This is a genomic window from Sphingomonas bacterium, assembly GCF_903643065.1.
GTDB lineage: Bacteria > Pseudomonadota > Alphaproteobacteria > Sphingomonadales > Sphingomonadaceae > Sphingomonas.
Window position 1 is genome coordinate 1 of the sequence record NZ_CAHJWX010000203.1, and the last position, 4912, is coordinate 4912.

Below are 4912 nucleotides of genomic sequence, written 5' to 3' on the forward strand. Positions count from 1 at the left end.
ACGGCTGGACCGCGGACGCCGCGCTCTCCTACGTGCTGCCGGTGGCGGGCGGGTGGAGCGTTCGCCCGGGCGTCGGCCGGCGCGGGACCGCGGTGTTCGTCGACGGCGGCGCGACGTTCGCCTGTGAAGCCGGGACGGTGCGCCCGTACTTGACGCTAGGTGCGCGCTATCAAGTGCAGGGCCGTACGCCTTATGCGGTGGCAGGGTTCAGCGGCGGCCTCGGCCCGCTCGCGGCTGGCGCGACCCGCGCGCCCGTGCTCGCCACGGCAACGCTGGGCGCCGACGCCGCGCTGACGCAGCGCTTGTCGCTGTTTGGCGCGCTCACCGGCGAGAGCGGCGACGCGGACCACCGCGCGGCGGGGAGAGTGGGGGTGAGGCTGGGGTTCTGAGGCGCGGTCGCCTCAAAGGGCGTCGAGGGCGTCGCGCAGCGCGTCGGGATCGATCGTGAAGTCGCTGCGATGCGGCGGCACCGTGTCGTCCGTCACCTTCCCGAACAGGACGCGGTAGTAATGGCCGCGCACCACCGACAGATCCCAGTAGAACGGCTCGATCCACCCCGTCGGTGCCAGATAGACCAGCGTGGTGGTCGGCCGGCAGAACATCGTGTTGGTCATTGCGGCCCCCATCTGGCCGACGACCACCTGCGCACCCGCGAATAGGCGAACCTGGTCGACGAAACTCATGCCGTCCGGATCGATCGTGGTGAAGCCGTAATCCCGCATCATCTCGGCAACCATGTCGGCGTTGACGATACCGCGGCCGTAGCCGGCGGCGCGACCGACATACAGCAGCGTGGGACTACCCGGATCCGGATCGCCGCCGATCGCCTGTTCCAGCGCGGCATGCGCCGCTTGGTCCAGCGCCGGCGGTAATTTCTGCACCGGGTGCAGGCTCACCGGCGTCGGATAATAGAGCTCGGCGAAGTGATACGCGCGATCCCTTTCCAGCAGGTCGATGTGTGTGGCCGCACCCAGCAGCGAACGGATGGACTCCTCGCGCACGCGATCGATGTCGGACCCATAGCCCTGGATTACGACGCGGACAGGCCGCGCATCGAGCCGTCGCATTGTCGCCATCGCCTTTAGCCGCGGCAGGTCGTCGACGAGCCAGTGGCCATAGTTGAACGATCCGGCCGAGCCGATGAACAGGCATTGCCAATTCGGGTCCGCGAAGCAAGCCCGATCTGCCCCGTCGATATCTGCGCGGGAAGCACGCCGCACGGCATGTCGATCGTTGGATCGGTACGTCTCGTAGACGATCGTCGGCGTCGTGGAGGCTCGTGCATACAGCACGCTGTCCGCAAGCACCGCGTCGGTCAGCCGGACCAGAACGGAGGCTGGACAATCCCTGGTCGCGATGCCGGCGTAGAACTGCAGCAGTTCCTGCGTGAATGCTGTCGGGCGCACGATGCCGCCCTCCGGAAAGCGCCAGCGATAGCGGGCCGTGGGGAACAGCGTGGCCACCGGCGCGATCCCCAGCATCGCCGGATCGGCCTCGGCCCAGCCGTGCGCGTCGGCAAGATCGCTCGGGAGCGCAGCACTCCCGTAGGTGAGATCAGCCGCGCAGCAGACATAGCCGAACCGTTCCGCCTCATGCGCCAACGGGGCGACCCCGTCGGCGTTCATGCCCGCGCCTGCCCAGTCCCGGCCTGCCAGTCCCGATGGCACGCCACGGCATCGGTACGCGCGGGGGGGCCGCGGGCGCGAAGTCCAGCCGCTCGAGCGACAGGTTGGACGAGTAGTAGGGATCATCGGCCAAGACATCGCTCCAGCGGGCGCGCATCCATTCGGCTTCTTTCTGCAGGCGTTCCGCGCGTTCGCCGGTCTTGTCGCTGCCGCGCGTCTTGCTCTCCTTGTGGATCAGCAGGATGTCCGGATCGCCCACCACCTTCAGGCCCCGCGCCCGCACCTTCAGGCACAGATCGATGTCGTTGTATGCGACGCTCAGTTCCGGCTCGAACCCGCCCACGTCCTCGAAAACCGAGCGCCGGACGAACATACAGGCGGCGGTGACGGCGGAGAACTCCTGCATCAGGCGGGCCTTGCCGAAATAGCCGGGGTCGGTCTCGCCGAAGCCGCCATGGGGCGTGCCGGCGATTCCGTGCTTACCCATACCCAGCGCGATCCCGAAATGCTGCAGCGTACGATCGGGATAGAGGAGGCGAGCACCGACAATTCCCACCTCGTCGATCGCGAGCAGCGCGCGCGCACGCGCCAGCCAGTCCCGCGCGAGCAGCTCCGTGTCGTTGTTGAGGAAGCACAGGATGTCGCCGGTCGCGTGCTCCGCGGCAAGATTGTTGATCCACGAAAAGTTGAACGGCGCGTCGTACGGCAGCACGCGCGCGACGCCCGACGTCTCGAGGGATGCGAGATAGGACGAGGTCGCGGGATCATCGGTGCCGTTGTCGACGACCAGGATCTCGACGTTCTCGGGCGCGGCGGCGAGGACAGAATCGATGCACGGCTTCAGCACATCCAGGCCATTACGCGTCGGGATGATGATCGAGACCGGCGTGTCGAGCGAATAGGCGGGCCGCACGCCGGTGCAGCCCGGCGAGAAGCCGCCGGTCGAGCGCAGCGGCATGCCGGTGCGCTCGAAATGGCCGTTGATCGCGAGTTCCGCCGCGACGATCGCATAGCTCTTCTGATCGGGCGCGATGGCGGTCGATCCGGGCGTCGTGCGCCAGTGGTACAGGATATGCGGGATATGGATGATGCGATCGTCCCGGCTGCGTTCGTAACAGCGCAGTAGGAGATCATAGTCCTGGCTCCCCTCCAGCCCGAGGCGGAACCCGCCGACCTCCTCCACGAGCGAGCGCCGGTACACGCCCAGATGACTGACCATGTTGTGCCCATACATCAGGAACTTGTTGAACATCCCCTTGAAATAGGGCGCGAACCGATAGTTCTGCATGCCGATCTTGTCCTCGTCGGAGAACAGGACGTCGGCATCAGGATGGATATTGACGTAGTGGGCGACGACGAACAGGGCATAGTCCGGGATCGCATCGTCGTGGTCGACCAGCACGATGAAGTCGCCGGTCGCGAGCCGCAACGCGCGGTTGCTCGTTTCCGATATATGGCCGTTCCTAGGTGAGCGCACGTACTTCATCCGCGAATCCCGTGCCGCATATTCGGCCAGCGTCCGCTCAACGTCCGGATCCGTCGAGTGGTCGTCGGCGACGCAGATCTCGAAATCAGCGTAGGTCTGTGCCAGCATCGAATCCAGGCAGTCGCGCAGCAGGGCGTTGGGCGTGTTATAGGTCGGCATGACGAACGAGAATTTTGGCCGGACCGCCATGTCCTGTGTCATGCGCGCAATTATGGCATAGTCGTCCTCGGACGGCCGCTCGTACCGGAACAGCCAGCGCCGGTAATGCGCGTCCAGGTCGAAATCGGACACCATCAGCATGAGCGAGGCTTCCGCGGCTTCGCGCTGCGTCATCTCGATGCTGTCGAAACAGGCGCGCGCAAGGTCGATCAGTGGCTCCACGTCGAGGTCGGCCGAGGCGCGCTTGCGGATCAGCGCTTCGGCCACGGCAAAATCGTCCACCGACCGGAACGCAAGCTCGGGATGGCGGATCGCGTTGGGCTTGCGATCGGGATCCCACCGCACACGCCTGATCCGTTCCGGCGCGGCCAGCAGCAGCGTGACCGGCGTACCGTCGGAGACGAAGGGCAGGCTGGTCTTCTCGTCGAATCCTTCGCCGTAATCGACGTAGAGCTGCCCGCTCAGCGGCCGTTCCTCGTCCAGCGGCTCGACGTCGATGGCAAGCACCGCCAAGCCGCCGCTGGCAGCGATCGCCTTGTCGAGCTCGAAGACGATCCACGGATCGTGCGCCATGAAGTGGATCCGGTCGGCCTCGTGATCCCCGGGCGCCACGATGTCATTGCCGGCTACCGGAACGAGCCCCGTGCTGCGCGTGCACAGCAGGTCCAAGACATGCTCGACCTCGATCGCGGCATCCGGGGATGGGGGCACCGCTACGATGTTGTTAAAATAATCGATCTCGGCGAGGGCGTGATGGTTGCCGTTTTCCTCCACGCTGCGCCGGTAGAAGGACACCGCCGCCTCGGGTTCGCCGCGCAGCTTGTGCAGGTGGCCGATGCTCAGCAGCAGGTCCGCATCGTTGGGCCTGCGTTCCAGCACCGCATGATAGGCAAGCATGGCCTCGTCCGACAGCCCGTTTTCCTTGAGCGCGTGGCCGAGCTGGACGCGAATCGCATCATCCAGGGGCCGGGCGACCAGATGCTCACGGTAATGAACGATCGCGGCGTTCCAGTCGCCGCGGTCGCGCGCGCGGTCGCCGTTCGTGCGGGAGGCGGAACGCCCGCTGCGCGAACGCCGCGCCAGCGCCAGCGCCGATTGCAGATCAAGTCTCTTCACTCCCGCGTCCCCTCGGCCCGGCTTCCTGCGATCGGCTAGCGGAAGGCCGCCGCGTTCACTAGACGCATTCGGGACAGCAGCGGCAGGGCGACGGGCGGGAGATGTTGAAGCTGCGGGCCGCTCGGCTGCGCGATGTGGCACGCAAGGCCGCCCGCGACCGGGACTGGCCGGGTGCCACGATCGCGTGGCGCAGCTATCTGGCGCGGCGGCCCGATGATGTCGGCGCCTGGATCCAGTACGGTCACGCGGCCAAGGAAGCAGGCGACGCGGACGGTGCGATCGCCGCCTACTCGCGCGCGCTGGCGGCAGTGCCAAGCGACGCGGAAACGTGGTGGCATTTGGGCGGCGTCTACCGGCGGAGGGGCGACCGCGCGGCCGCGATCGACTGTTTCGCCCGCGCGGCAGCGCTGGGGCCGGCGGGATACCGGGCAGCGGCCGAACTGGTCGAGGTGGGTGCGCGGGACCGGCTTCCGGGTGGCGCAGGCGGCGACGAGGCGGCGCGCTACCAGGCCTTCCGCCGGCAGCT

The 4912-nt window shown here is 67.1% G+C and carries 4 protein-coding genes; 2 read left to right on the forward strand and 2 right to left on the reverse strand.

Translation table 11 applies throughout. The features are described from left to right. Positions 1 to 389: autotransporter domain-containing protein (locus tag HUU95_RS08330; RefSeq protein ID WP_174279696.1), on the forward strand; the 389-nt coding region annotated here is incomplete at its 5' end. Positions 390 to 401: 12 nt separating this feature from the next. On the opposite strand, the gene HUU95_RS08335 is transcribed toward HUU95_RS08330, so the two are convergent. Both HUU95_RS08335 and HUU95_RS08340 read right to left on the reverse strand, forming a co-directional pair. Further along, entirely contained in the window at positions 402 to 1625 is a 1224-nt protein-coding gene (locus tag HUU95_RS08335; protein WP_174279697.1) for a glycosyltransferase family 61 protein, read from the reverse strand. Beyond that, positions 1591 to 4386, reverse strand: a complete 2796-nt coding sequence (locus HUU95_RS08340) for a glycosyltransferase family 2 protein (protein WP_174279698.1) — start codon at positions 4384 to 4386, stop codon at positions 1591 to 1593. The genes HUU95_RS08335 and HUU95_RS08340 overlap by 35 nt, the downstream gene beginning before the upstream one ends. A 104-nt stretch (positions 4387 to 4490) precedes the next feature. Between HUU95_RS08340 and HUU95_RS08345 the strand changes: the two genes are divergently transcribed. Beyond that, positions 4491 to 4912, forward strand: a 422-nt coding sequence (locus HUU95_RS08345) for a tetratricopeptide repeat protein (RefSeq protein WP_174279699.1), incomplete at its 3' end; no start/stop codon positions are given.